The sequence below is a fragment of the Phycicoccus ginsengisoli genome, from assembly GCF_054779295.1.
This window is the reverse complement of the sequence record NZ_BAAGYN010000006.1, coordinates 112,611-138,346: the sequence shown is the minus strand read 5'-3', so window position 1 is coordinate 138,346 and position 25,736 is coordinate 112,611. Positions and strand designations below refer to the sequence as shown.

Annotated in this window: 27 protein-coding genes; 10 read left to right on the top strand and 17 right to left on the bottom strand. The window is 71.0% G+C overall.

Annotated features, from left to right (window positions below):
* Positions 1 to 31: 31 nt before the first annotated feature.
* From sodN to mctP, 3 genes are all read left to right on the top strand, one after another.
* Positions 32 to 430 (top strand): superoxide dismutase, Ni, encoded by a 399-nt coding sequence (gene sodN / locus ACYVDO_RS11810; RefSeq protein ID WP_310154854.1) that lies wholly within the window; start codon positions 32 to 34, stop codon positions 428 to 430.
* A gap of 226 nt (positions 431 to 656) precedes the next feature.
* A complete protein-coding gene (locus tag ACYVDO_RS11805) occupies positions 657 to 971 on the top strand; it encodes a DUF3311 domain-containing protein (RefSeq protein WP_460936053.1) in 315 nt (104 codons plus the stop codon).
* The gene (mctP, locus tag ACYVDO_RS11800) at positions 968 to 2,641 is read left to right on the top strand and encodes a monocarboxylate uptake permease MctP (RefSeq protein ID WP_460936051.1); all 1,674 of its coding nucleotides are present in this window, start codon (positions 968 to 970) and stop codon (positions 2,639 to 2,641) included. The genes ACYVDO_RS11805 and mctP overlap by 4 nt, the downstream gene beginning before the upstream one ends.
* Before the next feature lie 69 nt (positions 2,642 to 2,710).
* Here mctP and ACYVDO_RS11795 read toward each other — a convergent pair whose 3' ends face one another.
* The 3 genes from ACYVDO_RS11795 to ACYVDO_RS11785 all read right to left on the bottom strand — a co-directional run bounded on the left by ACYVDO_RS11795 (position 2,711) and on the right by ACYVDO_RS11785 (position 5,695).
* Positions 2,711 to 4,006, bottom strand: coding sequence for an HD-GYP domain-containing protein (locus tag ACYVDO_RS11795; protein WP_460936049.1), 1,296 nt, complete (start codon positions 4,004 to 4,006; stop codon positions 2,711 to 2,713).
* Positions 4,003 to 5,451: an HD-GYP domain-containing protein gene (locus ACYVDO_RS11790; RefSeq protein WP_460936047.1), complete on the bottom strand. Its 1,449-nt coding sequence runs from the start codon at positions 5,449 to 5,451 to the stop codon at positions 4,003 to 4,005. The genes ACYVDO_RS11795 and ACYVDO_RS11790 overlap by 4 nt, the downstream gene beginning before the upstream one ends.
* Positions 5,452 to 5,545: 94 nt before the next feature.
* Positions 5,546 to 5,695 carry a hypothetical protein gene (locus ACYVDO_RS11785; protein WP_460936045.1) on the bottom strand — a complete coding sequence of 50 codons (150 nt, stop codon included), beginning with the start codon at positions 5,693 to 5,695 and terminating at the stop codon, positions 5,546 to 5,548.
* A gap of 308 nt (positions 5,696 to 6,003) precedes the next feature.
* Here ACYVDO_RS11785 and ACYVDO_RS11780 point away from each other — a divergent pair, with 308 nt between their 5' ends.
* A complete protein-coding gene (locus ACYVDO_RS11780) occupies positions 6,004 to 6,078 on the top strand; it encodes a 50S ribosomal protein bL37 (RefSeq protein WP_369791897.1) in 75 nt (24 codons plus the stop codon).
* Positions 6,079 to 6,167: 89 nt separating this feature from the next.
* Here the strand turns inward: ACYVDO_RS11780 and rsrA are convergent, their stop codons facing one another.
* The 4 genes from rsrA to ACYVDO_RS11760 form a co-directional block, all read right to left on the bottom strand.
* Positions 6,168 to 6,461, bottom strand: a complete 294-nt coding sequence (gene rsrA, locus ACYVDO_RS11775; RefSeq protein WP_460936043.1) for a mycothiol system anti-sigma-R factor — start codon at positions 6,459 to 6,461, stop codon at positions 6,168 to 6,170.
* On the bottom strand, positions 6,458 to 7,075 hold the full coding sequence (locus ACYVDO_RS11770; RefSeq protein ID WP_460936040.1) for a sigma-70 family RNA polymerase sigma factor: 618 nt from the start codon (positions 7,073 to 7,075) through the stop codon (positions 6,458 to 6,460). Before ACYVDO_RS11770 ends, rsrA begins: the two co-directional genes overlap by 4 nt.
* Positions 7,076 to 7,319: 244 nt before the next feature.
* A complete protein-coding gene (locus ACYVDO_RS11765) occupies positions 7,320 to 7,958 on the bottom strand; it encodes an alpha/beta hydrolase family protein (protein WP_460936038.1) in 639 nt (212 codons plus the stop codon).
* The gene (locus ACYVDO_RS11760) at positions 7,955 to 8,851 is read right to left on the bottom strand and encodes an SOS response-associated peptidase (protein WP_460936036.1); all 897 of its coding nucleotides are present in this window, start codon (positions 8,849 to 8,851) and stop codon (positions 7,955 to 7,957) included. Before ACYVDO_RS11760 ends, ACYVDO_RS11765 begins: the two co-directional genes overlap by 4 nt.
* Before the next feature lie 91 nt (positions 8,852 to 8,942).
* Between ACYVDO_RS11760 and ACYVDO_RS11755 the strand changes: the two genes are divergently transcribed.
* Genes ACYVDO_RS11755 through rsgA form a run of 3 tightly spaced genes read left to right on the top strand, consistent with a single transcriptional unit; the run spans position 8,943 to position 11,834 of the window.
* Positions 8,943 to 9,482, top strand: a complete 540-nt coding sequence (locus ACYVDO_RS11755; protein ID WP_460936034.1) for a DoxX family protein — start codon at positions 8,943 to 8,945, stop codon at positions 9,480 to 9,482.
* Positions 9,469 to 10,800, top strand: a complete 1,332-nt coding sequence (gene aroA / locus ACYVDO_RS11750) for a 3-phosphoshikimate 1-carboxyvinyltransferase (RefSeq protein ID WP_460936032.1) — start codon at positions 9,469 to 9,471, stop codon at positions 10,798 to 10,800. The genes ACYVDO_RS11755 and aroA overlap by 14 nt, the downstream gene beginning before the upstream one ends.
* Entirely contained in the window at positions 10,797 to 11,834 is a 1,038-nt protein-coding gene (rsgA, locus tag ACYVDO_RS11745; protein WP_460936030.1) for a ribosome small subunit-dependent GTPase A, read from the top strand. Before aroA ends, rsgA begins: the two co-directional genes overlap by 4 nt.
* On the opposite strand, the gene ACYVDO_RS11740 is transcribed toward rsgA, so the two are convergent.
* The gene (locus ACYVDO_RS11740) at positions 11,756 to 12,355 is read right to left on the bottom strand and encodes a hypothetical protein (RefSeq protein WP_460936028.1); all 600 of its coding nucleotides are present in this window, start codon (positions 12,353 to 12,355) and stop codon (positions 11,756 to 11,758) included. The two genes, rsgA and ACYVDO_RS11740, sit on opposite strands and share 79 nt — an antisense overlap.
* On the bottom strand, positions 12,355 to 12,903 hold the full coding sequence (locus ACYVDO_RS11735; RefSeq protein WP_460936026.1) for a hypothetical protein: 549 nt from the start codon (positions 12,901 to 12,903) through the stop codon (positions 12,355 to 12,357). Before ACYVDO_RS11735 ends, ACYVDO_RS11740 begins: the two co-directional genes overlap by 1 nt.
* A gap of 186 nt (positions 12,904 to 13,089) precedes the next feature.
* Between ACYVDO_RS11735 and ACYVDO_RS11730 the strand changes: the two genes are divergently transcribed.
* The gene (locus ACYVDO_RS11730) at positions 13,090 to 13,623 is read left to right on the top strand and encodes an RNA polymerase sigma factor (RefSeq protein ID WP_460936023.1); all 534 of its coding nucleotides are present in this window, start codon (positions 13,090 to 13,092) and stop codon (positions 13,621 to 13,623) included.
* The gene (locus ACYVDO_RS11725; RefSeq protein ID WP_460936021.1) at positions 13,620 to 14,234 is read left to right on the top strand and encodes a hypothetical protein; all 615 of its coding nucleotides are present in this window, start codon (positions 13,620 to 13,622) and stop codon (positions 14,232 to 14,234) included. Before ACYVDO_RS11730 ends, ACYVDO_RS11725 begins: the two co-directional genes overlap by 4 nt.
* A gap of 96 nt (positions 14,235 to 14,330) precedes the next feature.
* On the opposite strand, the gene ACYVDO_RS11720 is transcribed toward ACYVDO_RS11725, so the two are convergent.
* From ACYVDO_RS11720 to ACYVDO_RS11700, 5 genes are all read right to left on the bottom strand, one after another.
* Positions 14,331 to 15,440 (bottom strand): ABC transporter ATP-binding protein, encoded by a 1,110-nt coding sequence (locus tag ACYVDO_RS11720; RefSeq protein WP_460936019.1) that lies wholly within the window; start codon positions 15,438 to 15,440, stop codon positions 14,331 to 14,333.
* Positions 15,433 to 16,479, bottom strand: coding sequence for an ABC transporter ATP-binding protein (locus tag ACYVDO_RS11715; RefSeq protein ID WP_460936017.1), 1,047 nt, complete (start codon positions 16,477 to 16,479; stop codon positions 15,433 to 15,435). Before ACYVDO_RS11715 ends, ACYVDO_RS11720 begins: the two co-directional genes overlap by 8 nt.
* Positions 16,480 to 16,499: 20 nt before the next feature.
* The gene (locus ACYVDO_RS11710) at positions 16,500 to 17,432 is read right to left on the bottom strand and encodes an ABC transporter permease (protein WP_460936015.1); all 933 of its coding nucleotides are present in this window, start codon (positions 17,430 to 17,432) and stop codon (positions 16,500 to 16,502) included.
* Entirely contained in the window at positions 17,425 to 18,351 is a 927-nt protein-coding gene (locus ACYVDO_RS11705) for an ABC transporter permease (RefSeq protein ID WP_460936013.1), read from the bottom strand. The genes ACYVDO_RS11710 and ACYVDO_RS11705 overlap by 8 nt, the downstream gene beginning before the upstream one ends.
* 248 nt (positions 18,352 to 18,599) lie before the next feature.
* On the bottom strand, positions 18,600 to 20,225 hold the full coding sequence (locus tag ACYVDO_RS11700) for a peptide ABC transporter substrate-binding protein (protein ID WP_460936011.1): 1,626 nt from the start codon (positions 20,223 to 20,225) through the stop codon (positions 18,600 to 18,602).
* A 330-nt stretch (positions 20,226 to 20,555) separates the two neighbouring features.
* On the opposite strand from ACYVDO_RS11700, the gene hisN reads away from it, so the two are divergent.
* Positions 20,556 to 21,347 (top strand): histidinol-phosphatase, encoded by a 792-nt coding sequence (gene hisN / locus ACYVDO_RS11695; protein ID WP_460936009.1) that lies wholly within the window; start codon positions 20,556 to 20,558, stop codon positions 21,345 to 21,347.
* 18 nt (positions 21,348 to 21,365) lie between these two features.
* Here the strand turns inward: hisN and ACYVDO_RS11690 are convergent, their stop codons facing one another.
* From ACYVDO_RS11690 to ACYVDO_RS11680, 3 genes are all read right to left on the bottom strand, one after another.
* A complete protein-coding gene (locus ACYVDO_RS11690) occupies positions 21,366 to 22,832 on the bottom strand; it encodes a M16 family metallopeptidase (RefSeq protein WP_460936007.1) in 1,467 nt (488 codons plus the stop codon).
* Positions 22,829 to 24,112: a M16 family metallopeptidase gene (locus ACYVDO_RS11685; protein WP_460936005.1), complete on the bottom strand. Its 1,284-nt coding sequence runs from the start codon at positions 24,110 to 24,112 to the stop codon at positions 22,829 to 22,831. The genes ACYVDO_RS11690 and ACYVDO_RS11685 overlap by 4 nt, the downstream gene beginning before the upstream one ends.
* A 76-nt stretch (positions 24,113 to 24,188) precedes the next feature.
* The gene (locus ACYVDO_RS11680; RefSeq protein WP_460936003.1) at positions 24,189 to 25,613 is read right to left on the bottom strand and encodes an NAD(P)/FAD-dependent oxidoreductase; all 1,425 of its coding nucleotides are present in this window, start codon (positions 25,611 to 25,613) and stop codon (positions 24,189 to 24,191) included.
* Positions 25,614 to 25,736: the final 123 nt, after the last annotated feature.

Here is a 25,736-nt window from a genome sequence, read left to right as displayed (position 1 = left end):
CGTGATGGTCCATCTCGCAGAAGGGATTCGCATGCTCTCCCGTTTCTTCCGCACCACTGAGGTCAGCGCCCACTGCGACCTGCCCTGTGGTGTCTACGACCCCGCCCAGGCCCGCATCGAGGCCGAGTCGATCAAGGCGATCATCGCCAAGGTCGCCGACAACGACGACCCCGACTTCCGCACCCGCGCGGTGGTCATCAAGGAGCAGCGCTCCGAGCTGGTCAAGCACCACCTGTGGGTGCTGTGGACCGACTACTTCAAGGCGCCGCACTTCGAGAAGTACCCGCAGCTGCACACCCTCTTCAACGAGGCGACCAAGCTCGCGGGCGCGTCCGGCACCAAGGGCGAGTTCGACGCCGGCAAGGCCGACGAGCTGCTCGCCAAGATCGACGAGATCGACAAGATCTTCAAGGAGACCAAGGCCGCCTGAGGCGCCTCACCTCCCCATCCGAAGGGCCGGTCCGCACCGTGCAGACCGGCCCTTCGCGCGTCCTGTGGCTGACGGGATCGCGGGGATGGCGACCGCTCGGCGCTGGCAACCCACCTACCGGCGCAAGACGCCACGGCGAGATCCCCCACGACCGGGACTTCCAGGAATACGGTGCAAGGCGGACTGCGAACGCAGCCCGCCCTTTCCTCATGTGGAGGTACGAGAGGTGAGCACCGACAACGCTGTCGACCACGACACCGTTCCACCCGCCAACAAAGGGATGCTGGCCGCGGCCGCAGTCCTGCTGGCGATCCCCATCATCGCCCTGATGTGGGTGAGCAGCTATGCCAAGGTCGAGCCCAAGCTCGGCGGGTTCCCCTTCTTCATCTGGTACCAGTTCCTGTGGGTCTTCCTGTGCTCGGGGATGACGTACACGGCCTACCGGCTGGTCCTCAAGGCGCGGCCGCACCGGCCCATGACCGGTGGCAGGACCGACGGCCGGACGGGCACCGACCGCGACGCCGTGGACGGTGACCGATGACCACCCTGGTCCCCGCCGCCGCCCACACCGGCGTCAACGGGGTCGCCCTCGCGGTCCTCGTCGTGCTCTTCCTCCTCGTCACCGCGATGGGCTTCTTGGCCACCCGCTGGCGCCGTGCCGAGAGCATGGAGTCCCTCGACGAGTGGGGCCTCGGCGGCCGCCGCTTCGGCACCTGGGTGACCTGGTTCCTCCTCGGCGGCGACCTCTACACGGCCTACACCTTCGTCGCTGTCCCGGCAGCCATGTTCGCGCTGGGTGCGGTCAGCGGCTTCTTCGCCGTCCCCTACACGATCGTGCTCTACCCGATCATCTTCATCTTCATGTCCCGCCTGTGGTCGGTGAGCCACCGGCACGGGTACGTCACGCCGGCGGACTTCGTCAAGGGCCGGTACGGCTCGCGAGGGCTGTCCCTGGCCGTCTCGCTGACGGGCATCCTCGCGACGATGCCGTACATCGCGCTGCAGCTCGTCGGTATCCAGGCGGTCCTCGAGGTGGCAGGACTCGGCGGCAGCAACGCCCTCGCCAAGGACCTGCCGCTGTTCATCGCCTTCGCGCTGCTCGCCGCGTACACGTACTCGAGCGGCCTGCGCGCCCCGGCGGTCATCGCCTTCGTCAAGGACGCGCTGATCTACCTCGTCATCATCGTCGCGGTCATCTACCTGCCGTCCAAGGTCGGCGGCTGGGACTCCGTGTTCGGCGCCGCCGAGGCGAAGATGGCCAAGCCCAACCCGGCCACAGGGAAGCCCGCGGGGGCGTTCATCCCGAACAGCCAGCAGTACTGGGCCTACGCCTCGCTGGCACTCGGGTCGGCGCTCGCCCTGTTCATGTACCCGCACTCGATCACGGCGACGCTCTCGAGCCAGAACCGCAACACGATCCGGCGCAACGCCTCGATCCTGCCGGCGTACTCGTTCGTGCTCGGCCTGCTGGCCCTGCTCGGCTGGGTCGCCATCAAGGCCGGCACCAAGCCGATCGGCCTCGACGGCAAGCCCAACGCCCAGCTGGTCATCCCCCAGCTGTTCGAGGACATGTTCCCGAGCTGGTTCGCCGGGGTCGCGTTCGCGGCGGTGGCGATCGGGGCACTCGTGCCCGCGGCGATCATGTCGATCGCGGCCGCGAACACCTTCACCCGCAACATCTACAAGGACTGGATCAAGCCGGACGCCACCCACGCCCAGGAGGCCAAGGTCTCCAAGCTGGTCTCGTTGCTGGTCAAGGCGTTCGCGCTCGTCTTCGTGCTGACGCTGGACAAGCAGAACGCCATCAACTTCCAGCTGCTCGGCGGCATCTGGATCCTGCAGACGTTCCCCGCCATCGTGCTCGGCCTCTACACGCGGTGGTTCCACCGCTGGGCACTGCTCGCCGGTTGGGCGGTCGGCATGGTCTACGGCACGCTCACCGCCTACAACGTGGTCAACCCGGCCACCAAGGCCCACTTCGGCGGTTCGCTGGCGATGATCCCGAGCATCGGCAAGATGGGCTACATCGCGATGACCGCGTTCGTCCTCAACCTCATCGTCGCCGCCGTGCTGACGCTGATCCTCAACGCGCTCAAGGTGGACAGCGGCCACGACGAGACGATCAAGGGCGACTACTTCGCCGACGCGGGCGACCCCCGCGTGGAGAAGCACCTCGAGACCGACGTGCACCTCACCACCGGGTCACCCTGACCCGGGCGCCTGCAGACAGGGGGTGGTGCCGGACGTCGGTCCGGCACCACCCCCTCGTCGTGTGCCGGGTCAGGCGCCGGCCGCGCGCCGGCGGCGGGTGAGCACCCGCGAGAGCGAGTCGACCACGTGCGGGTCGTACTCATAGCCCAGACCGAGGTGGATCCGCTCCATCGCGTGCTCGTCCTGGCTCTCGTCGGGTCCGGCGAGGTCGACGTAGGCGTTGGCCACCTTGATGATCCGGCTCGACAGCGGCAGGTCCTGCCCGAACTCGCGGACCTGCCGGTAGGGCGTCGTCTGCGCCTCGAGGATGGTGGCGACCTCGTCGAGGACGCCGGTGGACCGGACGATCTCCGCTCCGTCCTGGGCGATCCGCTGCTGGTCCGCCGGGGCGGCCATGACGGTGGCTCCCTGCGGGATCGGCTCGCGGAGCGCGACCTGGCCAAGGTCGTGCAGCAGTGCGGCGTACTCGAGGTCAGTGAGCTCGCGGTGGCCCATCCCGAGGTCGCGACCCACCGCCACGGCGAGGTCGCAGACCTGCGAGCCGTGGCCGGCCCGGGTGTACCCGGCCAGGTCGGTGAGCGACGAAAGCGCGCCGATGGTCTGCCGGTAGGTGGTGCGGATCGAGGCGTACCGCTGCACCGCGAAGTAGGTGAGCACCAGCGGGAAGAGGAACAGCGGGACCGACGCGACCCCGATGGCTACCTCGGCCAGCGCGATGAGCGCCCCCGAAGTCACCAGGGCGCTGGCGAGCGCCCCCACGGACCGGTACTCGTCGAGGATCGCGGGCAGCAGCGGCGCCTCCTGCCGGTCGGCCCGGATGCACGCCTCCAGCGTGAGGTCGACCACCATGGCGGCGCTGCCCACGAGCAGCATCACCAGCGCCACGAGCCAACGGCGGCCTTCCCACTGGGCCTGCCAGTCGAGCAGCGTGTGGTCCCGGAAGTCCAGCTGCCGGAAGAGCACGGGGGCCACGGCAGCACCGAGCAGTCGCGCCGCGACGTCGCCCCACTGCGGGACGGCTCCACGGGCGCGGCGCAGGCCCTGTCCCACGAGCATGCCCGCGCTGATGGTGGCGATGACCACGTCGGCACCGATGGCGGGACGGCCGTCGGACGCGATGGTCGAGAAGGCCAGGCCGAGCGCCGCCGCGGTCGACATGGGGGCGGTCTCGCGGCCGGTGAGGATGGTCAGGCGCGCGGTCTCCCCCAGCGCGATGGCGACGAGGAAGAGCAGCAGCCGGCCCCACTCGTCCCCGACCAGCGAACCCAGGTGGGGCGCCGCGGACCACCACGACGCCACGGCCACCAGCAGGGCCAGGACGGCGATGGGCGCCCCCAACCGGACGGTCCGCCAGCTCCCGGTCACGAGCTCATCCTGGCCGATCCGCGGACGTCGGGGACGCCGTGGATGTGCGCGCGCAGGTCGCGGCGCAGGGCGAGCCGGTCCGACACCTCGGGCTCGTCGTGGTCGAGCGCCAGCGAGGGGCTCGCCCCCTCGGCGGGGCGGACCGTGGGCTGCCACGGATGCCGGGCGAGCACCTTGCCGAGGGCGTCGACGACGAGGGGGTCCAGGTGGGTGCCCGCTCGGTCGCGCATGACCTGGACGGCCTCGGCGACGTCGAGGGCCGGCCGGTAGGACCGCTCGGTGGTCAGGGCGTCGAAGGAGTCGGCCACGGCGACGATCCGGGCGACCAGGGGTATGCCCTCCCCGGCGAGGCCGGAAGGGTAGCCCAGGCCGTCGTACCGCTCGTGGTGGTGCGCGATGCCGTCGAGCGACCCGGACAGGAACTCGATCCCCTGGACGAGCTCGACGCCGGCGCCGGCGTGCTCGGCGATGACGACGAGGTCCTCGTCCTCGAGCGGCTTGCGCGAGCGCAGGTACCGCGCCGGCACGCCGACCTTGCCGATGTCGTGGAGCATGCCCGCCGTACGGACGTCCTGGATCTCCTTGTGCCCCAGGTTCAGGGACTCCGCGAGCCACTCGCTCAGCTGGGCCACCCTCTCGCTGTGCCCGGCCGTGAGCGGGTCCTTCTTCTCCTCGGCGACGACAAGGGCGCGCAGGGTCCGCTCGTGGGCCCTGAACTCCTCACCGTACTGTTCGAACGCCCAGCGTGCGACGAACAGCGGCGCCAGGACGAGGAGGGAGCTGAACCAGCCGACCCCGGCCGGGATCCAGAGCACCACGAACAGGAAGCCGATGACTCCGTAGCCGATGTAGGCCAGTCCGGACGTACTGAGGAGCAGGACAACCTGGGGGCGCACCGGGCTACCGCTCGCGGCCCGCAGGATCCCCGCGATCAACAGGGCATTGAGCAGGCACTGCGTCACGTCAGCCACGAGGAGCGGGATCCCCACGCCGACGAGAATGTCCATTGCTCCGGTCTCCGCGGGGATCCGGGCCATGCCCCCGGCCCAGAGATACACCAGGCCGCCGAGGGACGCGACGCTGGAGAACATCGCGACGTTGAAGACACGGACGATGAGCTTCGCCCGGTCGAACTTCAGGAGCGTGGCGAGCGCCCCGACGAGGCCGGCTCCCACCGGGCCGACGATGACTGCTGATGCCAGCAGGATGATGCTGATGAAGCTGAGCTGCACACGCGCGCCCACGTGGGTCTCACGGAGCAGCCATCCCGTGAGTCCGAAGGACGACAGGAGTGCCACCGCGAACCAGTCGCGGGGGGTTCCCGAGAGCGACCATCCCCACCCGAGGAGGGCGACAGCCAGGACGACCACGAAGGCGACGAACGCCAGCGTGACGCGGCTGCCGAGGCGCGAGTTGCGCCCGTCGGATCGGGAGTCCTGGCTCACAGGACAAATCTAGGGGGGTGATGCCGCAGCTGACGTGACACCGCGTTGCCGGGGTTGCTGCGCGTCACCGGCGCCGAGCCGGCGCGGCCGCGGATCAGGGGGCCCAGGACCAACCGCGCGCAGCAGCGTCCACCGGCGCCCAGCTCCAGCCGCGGGAGAACTCGGTCGGGCCGTCGGTGGGGTTCCAGACGATCGACTCGTCGTTGCTGAGGATGGACTCGAAGAGGGTGGTGATAGCCTTCATGGCTGCTGCTCCTTCTGCCCGAGTACGAACTCAGCCGTTCGGTTGGTTCGGGCCGGTACTTGTCGCCAACCGTCAGGGGTTCGCTTGGTCGACGGGTCTATGATGCCCGCCAACTGGTCTCTTTTGCCTGCAACAGACCCCTTCTTTGCCAAGTCTTGAACCTTGCCCTCCCCCGTTCGGCGAGCTTTTCGGCTCGGAAGGGGCCTTAACTGCCCGGTACGGCAGGAGCGCGCACCCCGGTATGAGAGACTGGTCGGTGGCCCGGGTGTCGTCTCGGCACCACCACCCCCCGACGGAAGCGAAATCCCATGAGCAAGCGCGCCCGCAAGCGCCGCTCGCGCAAGGGCAACGCGGCCAACCACGGCCGCAAGCCCAACGCCTGAGCACGCGCTCCGACGCAGCACGAAGCGGGCGGTTCGACCAGGTCGAACCGCCCGCTTCGTGCGTCCGGGGCCGCGCCCGGTGCGTCGTGCTACTCGCTGATCTGGTACCGCAGGGTCGTGATGCGCGCGACGATCTGGGTGCGCAGCTCCACGGGTGCCGCCTCGTTCTCGCACGAGCGCTTGACCAGCGCCTTGAGCGCCTGGTCGAGGTCGTACTCCTTCAGGCAGGGGCCGCACTCGTCGAGGTGCTGCTTGATCTTCTCCGTGTCGTCACGGGTCATCTCGCCGTCAAGGTACTCGTAGACGCGGTGCAGGACCTCCGAGCAGTCGGTGCCCGACGCGGGGTCCTCGCCTGCCGTGCGGCCGCAGCCCTCGCCGCTCATCGGTCCGCACCCTGCGCTGCGAAGCCGCGCTCGGCGGCATACTCGGTGAGCAGCTCTCTCAGCTGGCGCCGGCCACGGTGCAGGCGTGACATGACGGTGCCGATCGGGGTGTCCATCATCTCCGCGATCTCCTTGTAGGCGAATCCCTCGACGTCCGCGAGGTACACGGCCATCCGGAAGTCCTCGGGCAGCTCCTGCAGCGCCCGCTTGACCTGGGTGTCGGGGAGGTGGTCCAGCGCCTCGACCTCGGCGGAGCGCAGGCCCGAGGAGGTGTGCGACTCGGCACGGGCGAGCTGGTAGTCCTCGATCTCCGCGGCGTCGGACTGCTGGGGCTCCCGCTGCTTCTTGCGGTAGCTGTTGATGTAGGTGTTGGTGAGGATGCGGTACATCCACGCCTTGAAGTTGGTGCCGGGCTTGTACTGGTGGAACGCCGCGAACGCCTTGGTGTAGGTCTCCTGGACCAGGTCCTCGGCGTCGGCGGGGTTGCGGGTCGTGCGCAGGGCCGCGGAGTACAGCTGGTCGAGCAGGGGCATCGCCTCGCGCTCGAAGCGGGCCTGCCGCTCGGCCGGTGACTCGGTGGCCACGTCGACCGTGGTGTCGGGTGTGTCGCTCATTGCCCTCCAGCCTAGCCCGTGCGCCGCACGGACGGGCTCGGCGATGGGGGCGGAGAAGCCCAGGGGGCCCGTCGGCGACAGGTCGACACGTCGACGGCTCGGGCGATCGGTCACAGTGGGCACAGGCAGTCTCTCCGCGGGTCGGGGTTGGACACCGGTGTCAACGACGCCACGGGGACCCTCATTCCCCGTCGGTGCACGGTCCGTCACCGGGCGCCCGACACCCACCGCGGGCCGGGAGACCTCAGGCGAGGAGGGCGACGAACCGGTGGGCCGCCGCGACGACGTCCACCGGGTTGCGCGGGAACGCGTGGCCGCCCGTCACCTCGCTCACCAGGGCCGGGTCCGGCAGCTCGGCGCGCACCTCCTCGGGCGTCCCGAACGGGTCGGTGCGCCCCTGGACCACGTGCAGGGGTATGCCGTGGGCGAGCGGGGTGCGCAGCTCCTGCGCCCGCGAGGCCTCGGGCCGTCCCGGCGGGTGCAGCGGGAAGGACAGGCCCAGGACGCCGTCGGCGCCGGAGAGGTGCGCCGTGCGGCACGCGACCCGCGCCCCGTTGCTCTTGCCACCCACGACGAGCGGTCCGGCCAGGCGCCGCCGCCCCGACCGCAGCCACTCCACCACCGGCAGCCAGGAAGGGTCCTGGGTCGGCGCCTGCGGCGGCATCTTGCGCCCCGCGAGGACCCAGGCCTGCTCGACCAGCGCGACGGCCCACCCGTCGGCCACGAGGGCGTCCCGGAGCGGGGCGAACTCGGGCGCCCTGAGGCTGCCACCTGCGCCGTGCGTCAGGACCAGCACCCCGCCGACGTCGGCCGGCCGGGTGAGGTGGATGCGGGCCGGCCCCATCGGGGTGTCGACCTCGGTGCGCGTCGTCCGCGGTGTCATCTCGGGTTCGGCCCGCCCTCACCGGGGGCTCCCCGGCCGCCGGTGCCGATGATCTCGCCGGTCATCGGATCGACCACGCCGTCGAGCTCGTCCAGCCCGGCGGGCTCGACCAGCTGGGGGCCGTTGCTGCGGTTGGACGACACCGCCGCCCCGACCGGGTACGCCTCGAACCGGCCCGGCGGCCGCGGTCCCAGCAGCCGGCCCACCTCGCCCAGGTCGGTCATGGTCGGGTCGAGCCAGGCCGCCCAGTCCGCACGCTCGAGCACCAGGGGCTGGCGGTCGTGGATGCGGTCGAGCCCGGGCTCGGCGTCGGTGGTGAGGATGGTGAAGGTCGTCAGCCACGCGTCCGGGTCGTCCTTGTCGGCGACGTCCTTGTCCCGCCAGAACTCGTACAGGCCCGCGAACGCGACGACGTCACCGTCGGCCCGGTGGGTGAAGAACGGCTGCTTGCGCGGCTTGCCCTTGGCGTCGGTGGCCACCGGGGACTTCTGCCACTCGTACCACCCCTGGGCCGGGACGAGGCAGCGCCGGGCCGCCGCCGCCCGGGCGAACGAGGGCTTCTCCAGCACCGAGTCGGCGCGGGCGTTGATCATCCGCATGCCGACCTTCACGTCCTTGGCCCAGCTCGGCACGAGGCCCCACGTGAGCAACCGGAGCTGGCGCACGCCGGCCGGCTCGCCGGCATACCCCTCCTCCTTCTGCTCGCGCGGCACCCGGCTGAGGACCACGGGCGCCAGCTTGCTCGGGGCCATGTTCCAGTCGGGAGTGCCGGCGGGAGGGTTCTGCGGGTTCTTCAGGATGGTGCGCACGGGCTCCAGCGAACGGTCGTCCTCGACCTCGAACTCCTCGACCAGCTCGTCGGGGTTGGCCGTCGCCGCGTATCGCCCGCACATGCTGGACAGGGTACGCAGGGCCACCGACCGGTCCATACGGTAGGAAGGGAGGCGACGTTTCCGTACCCCGACCGGCACCACAGGAGTGATCATGACGCTCGTCCGCCGCGTGGCCCGACCCATGCTCGCCGCGATCTTCGTCGCCCAGGGCCTGGAGCAGCTGCGCCACCCCGCGGCCCTGCGCGAGAAGGTCGCGCCGTTCGCGCACCGGGTGGCCCCGCTCGGCCTGCCCGACGACCCCGAGCTGCTCGTGCGCGCCAACGGCGCCACCATGGTCGGCGCGGGCGCCCTCCTGGCCACCGGACGCCTGCCGCGGCTCGCCGCCCTGGCGCTGGCCGGCTCGCTCGCGCCGACGACCTACGTCGGACACCCGTTCTGGGTGGAGAAGGACCAGACCGCCCGGCGCACGCAGCGCATCGGGTTCCTCAAGAACGTCGGCCTCATGGGCGGCCTGCTGCTCGCTGCCGTCGACACCGAGGGACGGCCCGGGCTGGCCTACCGGGCCGGGCTCGCCAGCGACTCGGCCCACCGGTCGGCGAAGCGCGCCAAGCGCGAGGCGAAGCACGCCGCCCACGCAGCCCGGCGCGAGGCCAAGCTCGCCGCGAGCCAGGCGCACGATGCCCTCACCTGACCCTGCGCCGGCGGCCCGCATCGACTGGGCCGCCCCCACTCCCCCCGGTGACGTGACCGGCACGGCGGTGCTGCCGGGCAGCAAGTCGCTCACCAACCGCTACCTCGTGCTGGCCGCGCTGGCGAGCACACCCTCCCTGCTGCGGGCGCCGCTGCGCTCGCGCGACACCCTGCTCATGGCGCAGGCCCTGCGCTCGCTCGGGGCCACGGTCGAGGACCTGCCCGACGCCTCGGGGTCGCTCGACTGGCACGTGACCCCCGCCGCGGTCCGTGGCGGCACCCGCGTCGACTGCGGCCTGGCCGGCACCGTGATGCGCTTCGTCCCGCCGGTCGCGGCCCTCGCCGACGGCCCGGTCGCCTTCGACGGCGACGCCCAGGCGCGGGTGCGCCCGATGGGCCCGGTCCTCGGTGCGCTGCGCGCCCTCGGCGCCACCATCGACGACGGCGGTCGGGGCACCCTGCCGTTCACCGTCCTCGGCACCGGCCGTATGCCGGGCGGCCGGGTCACGCTCGACGCCTCGGCCTCGTCCCAGTTCATCTCCGCGCTCCTGCTGGCCGGCGCCCGCTACGACGACGGCGTCACGGTGCACCACGACGGGAAGCCGGTGCCGTCGGAGCCGCACATCGAGATGACGGTCGAGACGCTGCGCGACGCGGGGGCGATCGTCGACGACAGCGACGCCAACACCTGGCGGGTCGAGCCGTCCGAGCTCGCCGGGCTCGACGTCCAGGTCGAGCCCGACCTGTCCAACGCCGCACCGTTCCTCGCCGCCGCGCTCGTCTGCGGGGGCCGGGTCACCGTGCCCGGCTGGCCCCAGCACACCACCCAGGCCGGCGACGCGATCCGCGACGTCCTCGACGCCATGGGCGCCGACGTGTCGCTCACCCGCGAGGGGCTGACCGTGGCGGGCACGGGTGAGGTCTCAGGCGTCGACCTCGACCTGCACGACGCCTCCGAGCTGACCCCCGTCGTGGCGGCGCTGGCCGCCCTCGCGGACTCCCCCTCGCAGATCCGCGGGGTCGGCCACATCCGCGGCCACGAGACCGACCGGCTGGCCGCCCTCGCCCGCGAGCTGCAGGCGCTCGGGGGCAGCGTCACCGAGACCGAGGACGGCCTGCGGATCTCGCCGGCACCGTTGCACGGCGGCCTGTTCCACACCTACGCCGACCACCGCATGGTCATGGCCGGTGCGGTGTTGGGGCTGAGGGTCCCGGGTGTGGTCGTCGAGGACGTCGTCACCGTCGGCAAGACGCTCCCGGAGTTCACGACGCTCTGGGAGGGCCTGGTGGGCTCCAGCCGGGATGCGGTCAGCGCATGACCCGTCGCGCCTCCGACTACGACGAGAGCGACGTCAGGATCCGGCCGAGCCGGCGCGGGTCGCGCCCGCGCTCCAAGGACCGCCCTGCCCACGAGGACGCCCTGCCCGGGTTCGTCACCGCCGTCGACCGTGGCCGGTACACGGTCCTGGTGGGTCGTGGGGTGGGCGGCAAGCGGATGCCGGAGCGTGTCGTGACCGCGATGAGGGCGCGTGAGCTCGGCCGCAAGGGGATCGTCGTCGGCGACCACGTCGACCTCGTCGGGGACACCGCCGGGGGCCCCGACGCCCTCGCGCGGATCGTCCGGGTGACCCCGCGGGAGTCGGTGCTGCGCCGCACCGCCGACGACACCGACCCGTTCGAGCGCGTCATCGTGGCGAACGCCGACCAGCTGGTCGTCGTCTCGTCCCTCGCGAACCCCGAACCCCGCCCGCGCCTCATCGACCGCTGTCTCGTCGCGGCATACGACGCCCACCTCGAGCCGCTGCTCGTCCTCACCAAGGCCGACCTGGCGGACCCGGGGGACTTCCTCGGCCACTACGCCCCGCTCGACGTCGCCCACGTCGTCACCTCGACCGGGGAGAGCGGCTTCGACGGGCTGGAGGCCCTGCACGAGCGGCTGTCCGGCCGGGTCAGCGTGCTCGTCGGTCACTCGGGCGTGGGCAAGTCCACCCTCGTCAACGCCCTGGTCCCCGAGGCGCACCGCGCGACCGGTGTCGTCAACGACGTCACCGGCCGCGGGCGCCACACCTCGACCTCCGCCGTGGCGCTGCGGCTGCCGGGCGGCGGCGGCTGGGTGATCGACACACCCGGCATCCGCTCCTTCGGCCTGGCGCACGTCGACCTCGGCCGCATCATCGAGCACTTCCCCGACCTCGAGCCGGGCACCGCCGGCTGCCCGCGAGGGTGCAGCCACGACGAGGAGGAGTGCGCCCTCGACGACTGGGTGGCCTCGGGTCAGGCCGGCCCGGCAGGGGCGGCGAGGCTGGACTCGCTGCGCCGGCTGCTGCGTGCCCGCTCGGGAGAGGCCGACTGAGCCAGCCGGCGCCCGCGAGCCGGGACGAACAGGCCCCTCGACCACCAGGCCAGGGCGAGCCCGAGCAACGGCATGAGGATGAGCGCGGCCGCCTGCGCGCGGTACGGCGCGGACAGCATCGTCACCTCGTCGAGCCGCAGCTGCCACCACATCACGACCGGCACCGCCGCGTTGGCGACGACCGCCACCGGGACGGAGAGGGCCGGGCGCCAGCGACGGGACAGCGCGATCGCGCCGAGCAGCGCCCCGGGCAGGAACGGCGCTCCCTGGCCCGCGAACAACAGCAGCGCGGGGAGCGCGAGCAGTCGCCACCACCCACGGCGTCCCGCTCGCAGCTTGGCGCTCGCGGCAGCCACGAAGGCCCCGAACCACGCGGCGACCGCCAGGATCCCCAGCGTCCCGGCCCAGCTGAAGCTCGGCGCGTCGGACACCAGACGCATGAAGACCCGGGCGACCACCCCCCAGGCCAGCCCGAAGGCCACGCCGGCCAGGACGGCGCGGAGCCCAGGATGGCGGCTCATCACCACACCACCGGAAGGCAGGCGAGCCGGGCCCCGGCGGTCCCGTCGGGGGACGTCGCGCGCTCGTGCACCACCACGGAGCGCTGTCCCGGCTCGGGGACCCAGGCGACGTGCGAGACAGCCCTACCCGTGCCCCCACCGGTCACCGTGAAGTCGAGCCACACCTCGGTCCGGTCGTTGACGGTCGCGGGCACCGTCCCGCTGTGGTTGTAGTGCGGACCCGCCGCCGAGCCCGAGCCGGCCACGCACGGGCCGGTGTGCAGGTGCGCCCCGAAGGTGCGCCCCGCGACCGATCGGTCGATGCCCTTGAGCCCGAGGACGACCGTGGTCGCGCCGTCGTGCGGCACGAGCTCCAGCGTCGCGGTGGCGCCGTCGAACGGACCACCGGCAGCGGGGGTCAGGTCCCGCAGCGAGTCGCCGAAGTGCAGGGCGGGACCGGCCACCGCGGGGCCGACCGCCACCGCGGTGGTCACGGCGGCCGCCAGGGCCAGGGCCGGCCCGAGGCGCCCCCTCCGGCGCCTCGGACGGGTGGGTGGGGTGCGGGTCATGGTCGACTCTCCTCGTTCGATCGGCGGGCGTGCCGTCCTTCGGCACGTCCGTGCCTGAATTGCTGCTGACACCCCACCGACGCAGCCCACGGGTTCTGCGGGTGACGCCACGAGATCAGTAGAAACACGCAAGAATCCGTGTCACCCGAGACGCGTTGCGGATCGTCTGTCGAGGTGATGGAGGCGGTGGGTGCACTACAGGAGGACGGGGTCGCGGCGGCGCCGGGGGTGGCCGCCGACGACCTCGTCGTCGTGCTGTTCCGGGACGAGGCGGCCAGGCTGGTGTCGCTGGCCAGGTTCTTCGTCGACGACCGCACCGCCGCCGAGGACCTGGTCCAGGAGGCCTTCATCCGCCTGTCCCGCAGCGCGGCCCGCATCCGCGACCAGGACCGTGCCGCCGCCTACCTGCGCTCGATCGTCATCAACCTCGCCCGCGACCACAACCGCCGAGGGCTGGTGTCCCTGCGGCACCGGCCACCGGCCCAGCCGGACGAGCCCTCCGCCGAGGAGACCGCCACGGCGGCGCAGTCACGCCAGGAGGTGGTCGACGCCGTCCGCGCCCTCCCCCGCCGCCAACGTGACTGCGTCGCCCTGCGCTACTACCTCGAGCTGCCCGTCGAGGAGATCGCCCGCACCCTCGGGCTCTCGCCCAACTCGGTGAAGACCCACCTGCGCCGCGGCCTGCGCGCGCTCGCATCGACCCTGGAGGAGAAGCGATGAGCGCCCTGGAGGACCGGCTGCACGACGCCCTCACCGAGGTCGGGCAGACCCGCGGACCTGCGCCGGACCTGTTCGAGCGCGTCGTCGACGGCATCGAGCACGACCGCGAACGCCGCCGGCGGGTCCGCTGGGCGGTGGTCCTGTGGGTCGTGGGCATCGTTGCCGCGACCACCCTCGTGCTGACCCTGACACCCCGTGGAGAGAGAGGACTGGAGATGCCCTGGTGGGTCCTGGAGGTGGCGACCAACCTCGCCCTGCTCGGCATCGCGCTGTGGCTCGGCCCGTTCATCAAGCGGTTCGGGAGGGCGTACGCAGCCGACGTCTTCCACGACAACCCGCTGACCGGCAAGAGCTACATCGTGCTGACCGACATCGTGTACTACCTGATCTTCGCCGCCTTCATCCTGTTCAGCGTGCACGTGGCCCCGCAGCCGGACTGGAAGAACGAGATCAGTGGACACGTCAGCGCCGAGCAGGTGACCTTCGAGCTGTCGCGGCTCGGCGGGATCCTGCTCATCATCGGCATCCTGCACGGCCTCAACATCGTGCTCATGCCGGTCCTCGGGCGGCTCTTCTCGCTCAACCGCCGGCTCCCCGACCGCACGCCCTGACCCGCGGCACCACGCCTCCCGGGCACGGGACCACGACGACCGCGCCGCCCCCAGCGAGGGGGCGGCGCGGTCGGTACGGCTCGGATGTGGTGCGGGTCAGGAGTCCTGCGTCCCGTCGCCGACCCGCTCGAACGGCTCCTCGAACGACGCCTGGTCACGGACCTCGGCCCGGAACACCGGCTCCTGGCCAGACACGTCGACGGTCGGGATGATCTCGCGCGGTGCCGCGAAGTGGCAGGCGGAGAGGTGCTGGCCCACACCGTCGGGGCGCAGCTCGAGCACGGGCTCGTCGACGGAGCACTTCTCCTGCGCCTTGAAGCAGCGGGTGTGGAACCGGCAGCCGCTGGGCGGGTTGGCCGGCGACGGCACGTCGCCCTTGAGGACGATCTGCTCCTTCTTGTCGCGCAGGGTCGGGTCGGGCACCGGCACCGCCGACAGGAGGGCCTGGGTGTACGGGTGCGTCGGGCGACCGTAGATGTCGTCCTCCTCGCCCAGCTCGGCCATCTTGCCGAGGTACATCACGCCGACCCGGTCGGAGATGTGCCGGACCACGGACAGGTCGTGGGCGATGAAGATGTAGGACAGCCCGAGCTCGTCCTGCAGCTTCTCCATCAGGTTGACGACCTGCGCCTGCACCGACACGTCGAGCGCCGAGACCGGCTCGTCGCAGATGAGGACCTTCGGGTTGAGCGCAATGCCGCGGGCGATGCCGATGCGCTGGCGCTGGCCGCCGGAGAACTGGTGCGGATACCGGTTGATGTGCTCGGGGTTGAGGCCCACGAGGTCCAGCAGGTCCTGCACCGCCTTGCGACGGCCCTTCTTCGGCACGGCGTCCGGGTGGATCTCGAACGGCTCGCCGACGATGTCGCCCACCGTCTTGCGCGGGTTCAGCGAGGTGTACGGGTCCTGGAACACGATCTGGATGTCCCGGCGCAGGCGCCGCATCGCGCGGCCCTTCTGCGCGTACATGTCGACTCCGTCGAACATGACCGTGCCGGACGTCGGCTCCTCGAGCCGCATGAGCAGCCGACCGAGGGTGGACTTGCCACAGCCGGACTCGCCCACGATGCCCAGGGTCTCGCCCTTGAGCAGCTCGAAGCTGACGCCGTCGACGGCCTTGACCTGCCCGACGGTGCGGCGCAGCACGCCGCCCTTGATCGGGTAGTACTTGACCAGGTCGGTCGCGGTCAGGATGGGCTCAGCCATGGAGGACCTCCTCGGCGAAGTGGCAGGCGCTCTCGCGGCCGGGTGCCACGGTCAGCAGCTGGGGACGCTCCTCACGGCAGACGTCCTGGGCGTAGCGGCAGCGCGGGTTGAACGCGCAGCCCGGCGGGATCCGCATGAGGTTCGGCGGCAGGCCGCCGATCGCGGCCAGCTGCTGGCCCTTCTGGTCCAGGCGCGGGATCGACTCGAGCAGGCCCTTGGTGTACGGGTGGGCCGGCTGCCGGTACAGGTCGTACACGTCGGCGCGCTCGACGATGCGGCCGGCATACATGACCGCGATCTTGTCGGCGACGTCGGCGACGACACCGAGGTCGTGGGTGATGAGGATGAGGCCCATCTGGCGCTCCTCCTGCAGCTCCTGCAGCAGCGCCATGATCTGCGCCTGGACGGTGACGTCCAGGGCGGTGGTCGGCTCGTCGGCGATGAGCACCGCCGGGTCGAGCGCGATCGCCATCGCGATCATGATGCGCTGCCGCATGCCACCGGAGAACTGGTGTGGGTAGGCCTTCACCCGCTCCTTGGCCGCCGGGATCTGCACCCGCTGCATCAGCTTGATCGCCCGCTCCAGGGAGTCGGACTTGTTCATGCCGCGGTGCTTGCGGAACATCTCCGCGATCTGCCAGCCCACCGGGAAGACCGGGTTGAGCGAGGACAGCGCGTCCTGGAAGACCATGGAGATCTCCGGGCCACGGGTCCGGCGCCGCTGGTCCTCCGGCATCGTGAGCAGGTCCTGCCCGCAGTACCGGATCTGCCCGCCAGGGATCTTCGCCGGGGGCATGTCGAGGATGCCCATGATCGCCTGGGCGGTCACGGACTTGCCCGACCCCGACTCGCCGAGGATCGCGAGCGTCTCGCCCTCGTGCAGGTCGAAGTCCACGCCGTTGATGGCCTTGGCCACCCCGTCGGGGGTGTGGAACTCGACGTAGAGGTCGTCCACCTCGAGCAGCAGGCCGTCCTGCGGGGTGTACACGGGCCCGTCGGTCTTGTGAGACCGGTTGGGCTTGGTGTCAGTGGTCGTCATGTGGTGTTCGTCTTTCCCGCTCAGCGCGACTTCGGGTCGAAGGCATCGCGCACCGCGTCGCCGAGCATGATGAAGGCCAGCACCGCCAGGGACAGGAACAGGCTGGGGAAGAACAGGATGTGCGGCGTGGTCCGGAAGGCCAGCAGCGCGTCCGAGATCGCCACACCCCAGGAGATGGCGGGCGGGGTCAGGCCGATGCCCAGGAAGCTCAGCGTCGCCTCGACCGAGATGAACACGCCGAGGTTGATGGTGGCCACGACGATCATGGGGGCGACGGCGTTGGGCAGGACGTGCGACTTCATGATCCGCCACGGGCTCGCGCCGAGGGCACGGGCCGCCTGGACGTAGTCGTTCGGCTTGACCTGCAGCACGCTGGAGCGCATCAGGCGGGCCAGGCTCGGCCACCCGAAGATCGCCATCACGAGCACGACCTTGCCGACCACGACGAGGTACGGGGTGTCGGGGTCGTTCGGCTTGACCGACATGAACAGGATGCCGCCGAGCAGCAGCGGGATCGCGAAGAACATGTCGGTGATGCGCGAGACGACCGCGTCGAGCCAGCCACCGTAGAACCCGGACAGCATGCCCAGGGCCCCGCCGATGATGACGGTGGTCACCGTCGTGAACACGCCGACGAGGATCGAGGCGCGGGCGCCGTAGATGGTGCGCGAGTAGATGTCGTAGCCCTGGATGTCACGCCCGAACCACGCGTTCGCGTTCGGGGGGACGCGGGCGTCCTTGAGCACCGCGGCCGACGGGTCGGTGCTGGTGAACAGGGACGGCCAGGCCGCCATCAGCAGGAACAAGGCGATCAGGACGACCGACACCCAGAAGATCGGGTTCTTCTTCAGCGACCGCCACGCGTCCGAGGTCAGCGAGCGGGGTGCGTCCTGGACGTCCCCACCGGCCGGGCCGGTCTCGGCGGAGACGGCAATGGTCGAAGCCTCAGTCATGGCTGATCCTCGGGTCGAGCACGCCGTAGAGCAGGTCCACGACGAGGTTTACGAGCAGGAACACGAGCACCAGGATCGTCACGGTGCCCACCACGGAGACGCCGTCGCGGTTGTGGATGCCGGTGAAGAGGTATCCGCCGACGCCCTGGATGTTGAAGATGCGCTCCGTCACGATCGCGCCACCGAGCAGCGAGCCGAAGTCGGCGCCGACGAAGGTCACCACGGGGATGAGCGAGTTGCGCAGGGCGTGCACGCCGATCGAGCGCTGCCGGGTCAGGCCCTTGGCGATCGCGGTGCGCAGGTAGTCGGCCCGGAGGTTCTCGACCAGATTGGTGCGGGTCAGGCGCGCGACGTAGGCGATCGACGCGCTGCCCAGGACGAACGCCGGGAGGACGAGCGAGTACAGGGCGCGGTCGGCCGAGTAGGTCACCGGGAACAGCTGCCACTTCACGCCGAGGTAGTACTGCAGCGTGGCGCCGATGACGAAGATCGGCACGGAGATGACGAACAGGGTGCTCACGAGGACGAGGTTGTCGATGAACCTGCCCTTGCGGATGCCCGCGAGCACGCCCGCGATGATGCCGATCACCGCCTCGAAGAGGATGGCCATGCCGGCCAGCTTGGCGGTGGTGGGGTAGCGCTGCTCGAGCTCGGCCGAGACCTCCACGCCACGGAAGGTGGTGCCGAGGTCACCCTGAACCGCCTGGCCGAGGTACTTGCCGTAGCGCACCATGAACGGGTCGTTGAGGTTGTGCTCCTCGCGGAACTTGGCCACGAAGGCCGGCGAGCAGGGGCGCTCGCCACACATGCCTGCCGTGGGGTCACCCGGCAGCAACGAAACCATGGCAAAAATGATGAACGTGGCTCCAAGCAGCACCGGGATCATCTGGAGCAATCGCCGAAGGATGTACTTGTACACGTCACCTCCTCAAGATCGACGCCCGCGGGGATGGGGTGGGTCCCGGTGGCGTGGCTGGTCGGGCCGAGCGGGTCCGACAGACCCGCCGCTCCTCGACACAACATAGTCGTATGGACGGTACATGGGGCAGGCCCCGGGGTTCACCCGGGGCCCTGCCCGGACAGGCCGTCGGCCTGCCGGCACGGGGCCGGCAGGCCGACGGTCGCTGCTCGGTCGGCACGCCCCTGGGGGCGGGCCGCCAGGGCGACTTACTTCAGCGCGAGGCTGGTGAAGTCGATGGTGCCGAAGGCGGTGATCTTCACACCGGTGACCTTGTTGGACCAGCCGAAGGTGGCGGTGGAGTACCACATCGGGATGGCCGGCATGTCGTTGGCGAGGAGCTTCTCCGCGTCCTGGTACTTGGCGTTCGCCGCAGCCGCGTCGGTCTGGGCAGCAGCCTCGTTGAGGAGCTTGTCGAACTCGGGGTTGCTGTAGTCACCGTCGTTCGAGGACGCGCCGGTCTTGTAGATGGGGGCGAGGAAGTTCTCGATGGACGGGTAGTCCATCTGCCATCCCGTGCGGAACATGCCCTTCATCTTCTTGGCCGCGATCTGGGCGCGGAAGGTCGCGAAGTCCACGACCGGGGTGGCGACACAGTCGACACCGAGAGCGCCCTTGATCGAGTTGCAGGTGGCCTCGACCCACGCCTTGTGCGAGGCGTCGGCGTTGTAGGCGATGGTCATCTTGCCGCCCTTGAAGCCACCGGCCTCGTCGAGCTTGGCCTTGGCCTTGGCAGCGTCGAAGGTGCAGTACTCACCGCACTGGCCGGCCTTGTAGCCGTCGACGACCGGGGACACCCAGCCGGTGGCCGGCTGACGGGTGTTGTTGAAGATCTGCTTGATGATCGTCGGGCGGTCGATCGCCATCGAGATCGCCTGGCGGATCTTCGGGTCGGCGTAGTTCGGGTCGACCTTGACCGGCGCGAACGTGATGGTCTGGATGACGCCGACGGCCTTCTGGGCGTTGCGGTCCGGAAGGTCGGTCTTGTACTTGTCGTCGATCATCGCCGAGGACGGGACCTCGTCGGTGACGTCGAGCTGGTTGGCGATCACGTCGTTGTAGGCAGCGTCGCTGTCCTGGTAGATCTTGAACGTGATGCCGTCGAGCTTGCCCTTGTACTTGCCCGAGTAGTCAGCGAACTTGCTGAGCTTGATCTCGGTGTTCTTGGTCCAGGAGTCGAGCTTGAAGGGACCGGCGCCGATCGGCTTCTCGCCGTAGGCCTTCGGGTCCTTGAAGAACGAGTCCGGGAGCGGCGCGAAGGCGGAGTAGCCCAGGCGGACCGGCATGTTCGAGACCTTCTCGGTGGTCTTGATCGTGAAGGTGTAGTCGTCCTTCACCGCAAGGCCGGTCATCTTGTCGGTCTTCGGCTTGGTCTTGCAGTCGGCGTCGGCGCACTGGGTGGCGTCGTAGCCCTCGATCGGCTCCATGAAGTACCCGGAGGACTGGGCGTTCGGACCGTACGCGGCGTAGTTCCACGCGTCGACGAAGTTCTTCGCCTTGACCTCGGTGCCATCCTGGAACTTGTAGTTCTTCTTGATGGTCACGGTGAAGTTCTGGTTGTCCGACGTCTCGATCTTGTCGGCGATGTCGTTCTCGGGAGCACCAGTCTCCGCGTTGTAGTGGATGAGCTTCGCCGTGATCGCGTCGAGCACGTTGCCGCCGCAGGTCTCGGTGGTGTTGCTCGGGATCAGCGGGTTCTGGGGGTTGCACCCGCGGACCGTCACCGAGCCACCGGTCTTGCCGCCGGCAGTGGATTTGGTGTTGTCGTTGCTGCTGCCTCCGCCACAGGCTGCGGCGAGCAGCGTGACGGCGGAGACTCCGGCAACAACAGCCACCGTGCGAGCAGTTCCTCGCATTGATGTCCTCCTACGTAGGGGTTCCCCGACCGGTGTGGACGGGATGGTCAAGACGGCGCACCGATCGGCGCGCAGCCCTGCAACGCACAAGGCGTCGTCGTGTGGGACCCATGAAAGAGCAAGGAGACGGTAAAGGCGACGGTCTGGCACAACCCGAGACAAAAACGTGATCGTCCTGCAGCCGACTCGAGAGCAATCTTGCGGCCGAGCGGCGATCTGGCGCCTTCCCGGGGCATTGCGGCACATTCCGCCCCCGGCGTGTCGTCGCCGGTCCCCGGTGGCCGGTCCGCGCTGGTCTAGCGTGGCGGCGTGCCCTACGACGACGACCTGCGGCTCGCCCACGTCCTGGCGGATGCCGTGGAGCGGATCACGGTGGCGCGGTTCCGCGCCGAGGACCTCGTGGTGGAGTCCAAGCCCGACCTCAGCCTGGTCAGCGACGCCGACCGCGACGCCGAGGAGCTCATCCGCGCCCAGCTCAAGCGCACCCGGCCCCGGGACGCCGTGGAGGGCGAGGAGTTCGAGACCACGGGGCACGGCCCGCGGCGGTGGGTGGTCGACCCGATCGACGGCACCCACAACTTCGTGCGGGGCGTGCCGGTCTGGGCCACGCTGATCTCCCTCGTCGACAACGAGACCCCCGTGCTGGGGCTCGTCGCCGCCCCGGCCCTGGGTCGCCGCTGGTGGGCCGCCACGGGCTCCGGCGCGTGGTCGGGCCGCAGCCTCACCTCCGCGAAGCGGATCTCCGTCTCCCGGGTCTCCCGGCTCGAGGACGCCTCGCTCTCCTACTCCAGCCTCAAGGGCTGGCGCGCGGTCGACCGGTACGACGAGCTGCTCGACCTCACCGACACCTGCTGGCGCACCCGCGCCTACGGCGACTTCTGGTCGTACATGCTCGTCGCCGAGGGTGCCGCGGACATCGCGGCCGAGCCAGACCTCGCGGTCTACGACATGGCGGCCCTCGTGCCCATCGTGACCGAGGCAGGCGGCCGGTTCACCTCGCTCGCGGGCCGGGACGGGCCGTGGGGCGGCAACGCGGTCGCCACCAACGGCCTGCTGCACGACGAGGTGCTCGCCCGCCTCGGCACCGACGCCCGCGCCTGAGCCCGGACGACATCCCCCTCAGGCCGGGACGACGGTGACCTCGCCGACCCCCAGCCCACGCAGGGCGTCGGCCTGCACCGAGGCGTCCCCGACCACCACGACGGTCCACTCCCCCGTCACCCAGCGGCGCCACGCCGCGAGCAGCGCCTCGGGGTCGAGGGCACGCATCCGCTCGAGGTTCTCGGTGGTGAACTGCGTCGTGAGCCCCTCGAGCGACAGCGCCGCCGCCTCGTCGGCCACGGCGTCGGCCGTCGCGAAGCGTCCCGGGGCCGTCTTGCTGATGAAGTCGACGCCGGCGCGCACTTCCTCCTCGGTGAGGCCCTCGCGGACCCGGCCGAGGATGTCGAGCAGCAGCCACACCGACTCCCCGGTGGCGTCGGCGCGGACCGATCCGGACGTCAGGAACAGGCCGCCGCGGCGCCGGGGCCGGAAGGCGGAGCGGATCCCGTACGTGTAGCCCTTCTCCTCGCGCAGCACCGCGTCGAGGCGCGCGTTCGGCGAGCCGCCCACGACGAAGCCCAGGACCGGGTATGCCGCCCAGCCGCCCTCGTCGTGCCGGTCCGGCCCGGGGCACCCCACGAGGAGCTCGGACTGCACCGCACCCGGGCGGTCGACGAGGACGACCCGCGCACGGTCGGTGGCGAAGGTGGGCGGCACCGGGACCGGCACCTCGAGCTGGGCGGGGTTGGACCAGGCACCCAGGCCCGCCTGCGCCAGCGCGGGGACGTCGAGGTCCCCCAGGTCACCGGCGATGACGACCGTCGCACCCCGCGGGCCGACCCGCTCACGGTGGAACCGCGCCACTGCCTCGCGGGTGATCGCGCGCACCGTGTCGGGCGACCCGCCCGTCGGACGGGAGGCCCGGTCGCCGGCGTCGAAGACGGTGGCGACGAACTGGCGCGCGGCCCGCTGCGGGCCCAGCGCGCGCTCCTGCTCGATCTCGGCCAGGCGGGTCCGCAGGTGCCGGTCCAGCTCCGGCTGGGGGAACACGGGGTCGGCGAGCAGCTGGCGCAACAGGTCCAGGGCGTCCGCGAGCCGGCCCTTGGGGACGTCGAGGTCGACCGACAAACCGGCGTCGTTCACCCCGGCCCCGATCGCGATCCCCTTGCGCTCCAACAGTTCTGCGAACTCCTCGGCACTGTGCTCGACCGTCCCCTCGTCGAGCATGCGGGCCATGATCGTGGCCACCCCCTCGACCTCCGCCGGCTCGGCCGACAGCGGGAGGGACACGGCCGTGCGGACGGAGACGACGTACTGGCCGGGGATGTCGTAGACGACCAGCTCGACCCCGTTCGCCAGGGTGCTCCTGGACGGGGTGGGGAAGCGCCACGGCTCCGGCGGCAGCACCGGTGGCCGGCCGGTCGGGTCGAGCACGGTGGTCCCTGGCCCGGCGGTGTCGGGCCCGGTGGTGTCGGGCCCAGTGGTGCCGGGCCCAGTGGTGTCGGGCCCGGTGGTGTCGTGGTCGGTGGTGCGGGGCGTGCTCACGCGGCATCCTCCTGCGCCTGGACGAGGTGCCGGACGACAGCCCGGTGCTCGGGCCGCAGCCAGGCGTCCGCCGCGGCCCGCACCTCCTCGGCGGTCACGGTGGCGAGGCGGTCGAGGAACGTGTTCACGAACTGCCCGTCGCCGTGGAGCAGCACGTGCTGGCTGATGAGGTCGGCCCGTTCCTCCTGCCCGGCGAGGGCGGACAGCCACGACCGCTCGGACTGGGCGAGCGCGGACTCGAGCTCGACCTCCGTGGGCCCCTGCGACGCGAACCGCTCGAGCTCCTCGAGCACGGCCGCCTCGATGGCCTCGGGGTCGTGGCCCTCGGCTACGTCGACGACGAGGAAGCCGAGGGAGGAACCGTCCACGAACCCCATGGTGTGCGCCTGCACCGAGTTGGCGACCTGCTCACGGCGGACCAGCCGCTGCACGAGCCGGGAGGTGGTCAGCCCACCCAGGGCGTCGACGGCCAGGGCTGCGGCGAAGAACTCCTGGGTGTTGTCGACCGGCAGCCGGAAGGCGACGTGCAGCCGGTCGTTGGGCACGGCCCCCGGGCGGTCGACCCGGACCGGGGCCTCGAGCGGCCCCAGCTGGGGCAGGTTGTCGCGGGGCGGCGACGCGGACGCCGGGAGCGGGCCGAAGTAGCGCTCGGCAGCGGCGAAGCCCTCCTCCGGGGTGAGGTCGCCCACGAGGGTCAGCACGGTGTTGTTAGGCCCGTAGTAGTGCCGGAAGAACTCGTGCACGTCCTGCAGGCTCGCCGCGTCGAGGTCCTCCATCGACCCGATCGTCGGGTGGTGGTACGGGTGGCCGGGAGGGAACGTCGCGGCATACACCTCGATGAGGGCGTTGCCGTAGGGGACGTTGTCGTAGCGCTGGCGCTTCTCCTCCTTGACCACGTCCCGCTGGTTGTCGAGGTTCTCCTGGGTGACGGCGTCGAGCAGGTACCCGTGCCGGTCGGCCTCCATCCACAGCGCGAGCTCGTACGCCCCCTTGGGCACCGTCTCGAAGTAGTTCGTGCGGTCGAACCAGGTCGTCGCGTTGAGCCGTCCGCCCTCGGCCATGAGGCGGGAGAAGTGCTCGCCGCTGGCCACGTGCCGCGAGCCCTGGAACATGAGGTGCTCGAAGAGGTGGGCCAGGCCGGTCCGACCCGCGACCTCGTGGCGCGAGCCGACGTCGACCCACAGGTTGACCGTCACCATCGGGACGCTGCTGTCGGGTGAGACGACGACCCGCAGCCCGTTGTCGAGGGTGCGTTCGTGGATGGGGTACTCCAGCGGCATGCCAGCACCCTACGTGCCCCCCCGCCCGGCCGACGGCGGGTCGGACGGTTCCGGCTGAGGGGTGGGACGGCCCCGGTCAGAGGGTGCGGCTGGCCTCGTCGCGGGCCTGGGCGACCGACTGCACCGGAGGGCGCTTGTCGGCCGGGACCCGCGGCAGCGACGGGGCGTACTGCTCGCCCAGCTGCTCGATCGCCGTGCGGGCGAAGACCTGCTGCTCGGTGACCGTGCGCTCGGACCGCCCCCGGCCGAGGAAGCTGACCGCCCAGTGCAGCAGCGTGGTCAGCCGGTGCTTGAAGCCGATGATGTAGACGAGGTGGACCGCGAGCCACAGCACCCAGGCGACGAAGCCGCCGAAGCGCAGGTTGCCGATCGAGGCGACGGCGCTGAACCGGGAGATCGTCGCCATCGACCCCTTGTCGTGGTACTGGAAGGGGCCCTGGGCCGGCCTGCCGGCGAGGCGCCGCTTGATCGACTCCGCGGCGTACCGGGCGCCCTGGATGGCCACCTGCGCCACGCCCGGGTAGCCCTTGAGCGAGGCCATGTCGCCGACGACGTACACCTCGGGGTGGCCCGGGAGGGTCAGGTCGTCGTTCACCTCGATCCGCCCGGCGCGGTCGAGCGGAGCTCCGGACTGCTCGGCGAGCTGGGCGCCGAGCTCGGAGGCCTGGACGCCCGCGGCCCACACCTTGGTGATCGACTCGATCCGGCGCGTCGTGCCGTCCTTGTCCTTGACCTCGATGCCGGTGGCGTCCACGTTGGTGACCATCGCGCCGAGCTGCACCTCGACCCCGATCTCCGCGAGCCGCTTCTGCGCCTTGGTGCCGAGCCGGTCGCCGAACGCGGGCAGCACCTGCGGCGCCGCGTCGAGCAGGATGATGCGGGCGTCGGCCGTGTCGATCCGGCGGAAGTCGTGGCGCAGGGTGCGGCGCGACAGCTCGGCGATCTGACCGGCCATCTCCACCCCGGTCGGGCCGGCGCCGACGACGACGAACGTCATCAGCCGCTGGATCTCCTTGGGGGTGCTGGCGAGCTCGGCGTACTCGAACGCTCCGAAGATGCGGCCGCGCAGCTCGAGCGCGTCGTCGATGGACTTCATGCCCGGGGCGTACGTGGCGAACTGGTCGTTGCCGAAGTAGGACTGGCCGGCCCCTGCGGCGACGACGAGCGAGTCGTAGGGGGTGACGGTCTCCCGGTCGAGGACGCGCGAGGTCACGGTGCGGGCGCTGAGGTCGATGTGGGTGACCGTGCCCAGCAGGACGTTCGCGTTGGCCTGGTGCGCCAGCACCTCACGGGTCGAGGGGGCGATCTCGCCCTCCGACAGGATGCCCGTGGCGACCTGGTAGAGCAGTGGCTGGAAGAGGTGGTGCGTGGTCTTGGCCACCAGGGTGACGTCGACGTCCGCCCGCTTCAGCGCCTGGGTGCCGAACAGCCCCCCGAAGCCCGACCCGATCACGACCACCCGGTGGCGCCCGGTGGTGGTCCCGTCCTGATGCGACGACATGCCCATACTCTCCTGTCAAAGACGAAGGACGGCCACCCGGGGTTCTGTCCCGGGCGCCGTCCTCGATGACGCCGTGCACTCTCGACAACCACGCTAGCGCCTCCCGTATGCCGGGCAGCCCCC